Origin of the sequence: Brevundimonas sp., assembly GCF_016463485.1 — a bacterium.
Taxonomy (GTDB): domain Bacteria; phylum Pseudomonadota; class Alphaproteobacteria; order Caulobacterales; family Caulobacteraceae; genus Brevundimonas.
This window is the reverse complement of sequence record NZ_JAEMRD010000197.1, coordinates 361-4,696: the sequence shown is the minus strand read 5'-3', so window position 1 is coordinate 4,696 and position 4,336 is coordinate 361. Positions and strand designations below refer to the sequence as shown.

Here is a 4,336-nt window from a genome sequence, read left to right as displayed (position 1 = left end):
GATCGTGCCTGTCCTGCCCGCCGTCCGCTCAGCGGTGGACGCGGCCCTGGCCGCCCAGCCCTTCCCGCTTGAGCCGTCCGACGCGCTGTTCCGCGCCCGTCGCGGCGGTCGGCTCAGCGCCCGCCATGTGCAGGCGACGGTCCAGAAGCTCCGGGGCCGCCTCGGCCTGCCCGCCAGCGCCACGCCGCACGCGCTCAGGCACAGTTTCGCGACCCATCTGCTCGGCGCGGGGGCCGATCTGCGCAGCATTCAGGAACTGCTGGGTCACGCCAGCCTGTCGACGACCCAGAAATACACCGCCGTCGACGCCGCCCACCTGCTGGGCGCCTATGCTTCGGCGCATCCGCGCGCCTAGCGACGAGGAACGACTGCCGCCGAAGGCGCGGGAGCCCGGCCGACCTCGCGGCCGACGGCGTTCGATCCGGGGACGCGATAGTTGACGATGATCGGGACCGAACAGCCGTTCACGCGTCGCTCCAGCAACAGGTAATGACCGACCCGGTCCCGACCCTCCCGCCAGAGCAGGGCGTTCCCGGCATTCGGATCATTCGCAGGGATCGCCAGCGACGCGCAGCCGGGCCCAGGCTGGCCCAGAACGCGCATCGTAGCCTGCCCTCCGGGAACGGGTGCAGGTGGCATCGGAGGGATCGCCGACTGTGGCGCGGCGGCGAGAAGGAGCAGCATCGACAGCATCGGAACCTCCGTTCAGACCCTCAACATACACCCTGCGGCTGCATCACGCATGACTAATCGGTAACGCGGCGGAGACTAGGCGGGCCGTTCCCGCCGTCCTAGGCTCGGGCAAAAGCCGCGGGGAGGCGGCCATGATCGAGCGGACACCGCAGACCAGGGACGAGCCCGGGCGCGAGGGCATCGACCGCCGGCTGCTGCTGGGCGGCGGCGCCTTGCTGCTGACCGGTCTGGACGGACCCGCCTTCGCGCAACAGGCGGACGCCTCGCCCACGCCCCAGCGGGAAGTTCCGCCGCCGGACGCGCTGTCTCTCTCGCCCAATATCCTGACCCGGATGGCGGCCGCCGTGCGCCTGAACCGGCGCCGCCCGAACCTGTTCGTGCTCGACACGGGCGCCGAGCGAACCTCCATCGCCCGCGACCTCGCCGAGGCCCTGGGCCTGCCTTCCGGCCCGACCGTGGTCGTCCACGGGATCACCTCGGCCCAGGCGACGCCGACGGTCCGGGTCGATCGGCTGACCTTCGGCAGGCAGCGATTCAACGACCTGGTCATGCCGGTGTTTGAACGATCACTGCTGGCTGCGGATGGTCTCCTCGGTCTGGACGTGCTGTCGCAGTTTCGCCTGTCGATGAATCTGGCGGATCGGACCGTCAACCTGACGTCCTCGTCTTTCACCTTCATCACGCGTGGCTCCGCCTCCATTATTCCGACCCGACTGCAGGGTGGAACGCGCGCGCGCGCCGACGTCTCCGGCCAGTTGATCCTGACCAACGCCCTGGCGGACGGCGTGCCGGTCCAGTCGTTCGTCGATAGCGGCGGCCAGTATTCGATCGGCAACATGGCCCTGTTGCGCGCCATCGGCGGCCAGGTCGGGTCCCGCCCGATCCCGCTCTATGGTGTCACGGGCCAAACGATCGACGCCCATGCCGGACGTCTGAACAACCTCCAGATCGGCCGACACCAGCTCGGGCCCACGCCCCTGCTCTTCGCGGACCTGCATGCCTTCCAGACCCTGGGCCTCGACAGCCAGCCTGCGCTCCTGATCGGCGCCGACGTGCTCTACCGCTTCCGCCGGGTGGAGCTGGACTACGGCTCGCGCCGCATGGCCTTCAGTGGCTTGCAGCCGCGCCGGACGCCCTCGGCTGTCGAGCGATAGCCTGCGCTCAAACAGCGAGGCTCCGTGAGCCAGGCGCCAGCGCACTCAAATGCTGCGGATCGCCCCGCCGTCGATACGGATCAGGGAGCCGGTGACATAGGCGGCCTTCGGGCTGGCGAGGAAGGCCGCCACGGCGCCGAACTCGGCGGGTTCGCCCAGCCTTCCGACCGGAATGCTCTCGACCGATTTCGCCTGCGCCTGTTCCGGCGTCACGCCCGTTCGTTCGGCGGCGGCCCGATCCAGTTGCTGGATGCGCGGGGTGTCGATGCGGCCGGGCAGGAGGGTGTTGACGGTCACCCCGTCGGCGGCGACCTCCGTCGCCAGGCTCTTGGCCCAGCCGGTAATGCCTGCGCGCAAGGTGTTGGACACGCCCAGTACGGCGCTGGGCTCCACCGCCGAGGACGAGGCGACGTTGAGGATGCGTCCCCAGCCCGCCGCCCGCATGGCCGGCAGCACCCGGTCGGTCAGTCGGAACACCGACAGCACCATCGACTCGAACTGGGCCCGCCACAGCTCGGGGTCCAGCCCCGCGACGCCCGACGGCGGCGGCCCGCCCGTATTGTTCAGCAAGATTTCGATCGGCCCGCCCAGCAGGCCCTCGGCCGTGTCGACCGCCTTCAGCAGGGCGTCGTGATCGGCCAGATCGGCCGTCACGACGACGGCCCGGCCAACGGCCGTCGCATTGATCCCGTCGGCCACGGCCTGCAGCTTCGCCGCATCCCGCGACAAGAGGGCGACGTGCGTCCCTTCCGCCGCCAGCGCCTCGGCCACCGCGCGACCGAGGCCGCTGGAGCCGCCGCAGACCAGGGCGCGCTTGCCGGTGAGGCGGAGGTCCACCCTAGGCCTGCATCGTCCAGCCCTCGACGCCCATGGCCGCCTGTTTGACGGCTTCGGAGCGGGTCGGGTGGGCGTGGCAGGTGCGGGCGATGTCCTCCGACGAGCCGCCGAAGGCCATGGCGACGCAGGCCTCGCCGATCAGCTCGCCCGCAGCCGGGCCGAAGATATGGACGCCGAGCACCTTGTCGGTCGTCGCGTCGGCCAGGACCTTCACGAAGCCCTCGGTCTCATGGTTGATCTTGGCGCGCGAGTTGGCGGTGAAAGGGAACTTGCCCTTCTTGAAGGCGACGCCGTCGGCCTTGAGCTGTTCCTCGGTCTTGCCGACCCAGGCCACTTCCGGGCCGGTGTAGATGACGCTGGGGACCAGGTCGTAGTCGACGTGGCCCGCCTTGCCGGCGATGAATTCGATGACCGCGACCGCGTCTTCCTCCGCCTTGTGGGCCAGCATCGGACCGTGGGTCACGTCGCCGATGACCCAGATTCCGTCCTTGCCGGTCTTCAGGTGGTCGTTGACCAGGAAGCCGCGCTTGTCGGTCTCGATGCCGACGCTCTCCAGCCCCAGGCCGGCAGTGTAGGGCCGGCGGCCGATGGCGACCAGCACCACGTCGCCCGTCAGGGTCTCGGCGGCGCCGCCTGCGGCGGGCTCCAGCGTCAGGACCACCCCGTCCTTGGCCGCCTTCGCCGAGGTGACCTTGGTCCCCATCTTGAAGACCATCCCCTGTTTGGTCAGGCCGCGCTGGAAGGCGGTGGCGACCTCGGCGTCCATGCCGGCGCCGACCTTGTCGAGGAACTCGACCACCGTGACCTCGGCGCCCAGACGACGCCAGACCGAGCCGAGCTCCAGTCCGATCACGCCCGCGCCGATGACGATCAGCTTCTTCGGGATGGCCGGCAGCGACAGGGCGCCGGTGGAATCGATGATCTTGCCCTCGACGAAGTCCACGCCCGGCAGGGGGGTGGGCTCGGAGCCCGTGGCGATGACGATGTCTTTCGCCGTCAGAGTGGTGACGGTTCCATCGGAAGCGGTGACCTCGACCTTGCCGGTCCCGACGATCTTGCCCGCGCCCTTGATCCAGTCGGCCTTGTTCTTCTTGAACAGGAATTCGATGCCCTTGGTCAGGGCGGCGACGCTGTCGGCCTTCTGCTTCATCATCTGCGGCAGGTTGACCTTGGGCGTACCGACATCGATGCCGAGCGTGCCGAACTCCTTGTTGGCGATCTCGAACAGTTCCGAGGCGTGCAGCAGGGCCTTGGACGGCATGCAGCCGACATTCAGACAGGTGCCGCCCAGGGTCTCGCCCTTTTCGACGCAGGCCACCTTCAGCCCCAGCTGCCCGGCGCGGATGGCGGCGTTGTAGCCCCCGGGGCCGCCGCCGATGATCACGACGTCGTAGGAAGTGGTGGCTGCGGGGGCGGCGTCTGCCATGGAAACCTCTGTATCGGTCGCGGACGGGGAGTCGGCCGCTGTCCTAGCGCCTGACCCGTTCCGGTCAACCGCTGTGGCGGATATGGGAAGCTCTGCGGGGTCTGGCGAGGGGTGGTCAGACCGTGAGATGCCCGGCCTGTCGTTGTCGACGCCTCCGTCGCGAGACGGCGACGATGATGAGACCCACCACCAGCAAGACGCCCAGCACCAGCCAGGTCGGATCGAC

The 4,336-nt window shown here is 69.4% G+C and carries 5 protein-coding genes; 2 read left to right on the top strand and 3 right to left on the bottom strand.

Going from position 1 to position 4,336, the window contains the following annotated elements:
- On the top strand, nucleotides 1-355 hold a 355-nt coding region (locus JHC99_RS17550; protein ID WP_292155956.1), incomplete at its 5' end, for a tyrosine-type recombinase/integrase.
- On the opposite strand, the gene JHC99_RS17545 is transcribed toward JHC99_RS17550, so the two are convergent.
- A complete protein-coding gene (locus JHC99_RS17545; protein ID WP_292155955.1) occupies nucleotides 352-693 on the bottom strand; it encodes a hypothetical protein in 342 nt (113 codons plus the stop codon). The two genes, JHC99_RS17550 and JHC99_RS17545, sit on opposite strands and share 4 nt — an antisense overlap.
- A 131-nt stretch (nucleotides 694-824) precedes the next feature.
- On the opposite strand from JHC99_RS17545, the gene JHC99_RS17540 reads away from it, so the two are divergent.
- Nucleotides 825-1,847: a retropepsin-like aspartic protease gene (locus tag JHC99_RS17540; RefSeq protein WP_292155954.1), complete on the top strand. Its 1,023-nt coding sequence runs from the start codon at nucleotides 825-827 to the stop codon at nucleotides 1,845-1,847.
- 45 nt (nucleotides 1,848-1,892) lie between these two features.
- Here JHC99_RS17540 and JHC99_RS17535 read toward each other — a convergent pair whose 3' ends face one another.
- Both JHC99_RS17535 and lpdA read right to left on the bottom strand, forming a co-directional pair.
- Entirely contained in the window at nucleotides 1,893-2,684 is a 792-nt protein-coding gene (locus JHC99_RS17535; RefSeq protein ID WP_292155953.1) for an SDR family oxidoreductase, read from the bottom strand.
- 1 nt (nucleotide 2,685) lies between these two features.
- Nucleotides 2,686-4,110: a dihydrolipoyl dehydrogenase gene (lpdA, locus tag JHC99_RS17530; protein WP_292155952.1), complete on the bottom strand. Its 1,425-nt coding sequence runs from the start codon at nucleotides 4,108-4,110 to the stop codon at nucleotides 2,686-2,688.
- Nucleotides 4,111-4,336 lie beyond the last annotated feature (226 nt).

Bases quoted from the DNA above. Each gene is read 5' to 3' on its own strand.
- JHC99_RS17545 (WP_292155955.1), bottom strand. From the start codon at position 693: ATGCTGTCGATGCTGCTCCTTCTCGCCGCCGCGCCACAGTCGGCGATC.
- JHC99_RS17540 (WP_292155954.1), top strand. From the start codon at position 825: ATGATCGAGCGGACACCGCAGACCAGGGACGAGCCCGGGCGCGAGGGC.
- lpdA (WP_292155952.1), bottom strand. From the start codon at position 4,110: ATGGCAGACGCCGCCCCCGCAGCCACCACTTCCTACGACGTCGTGATC.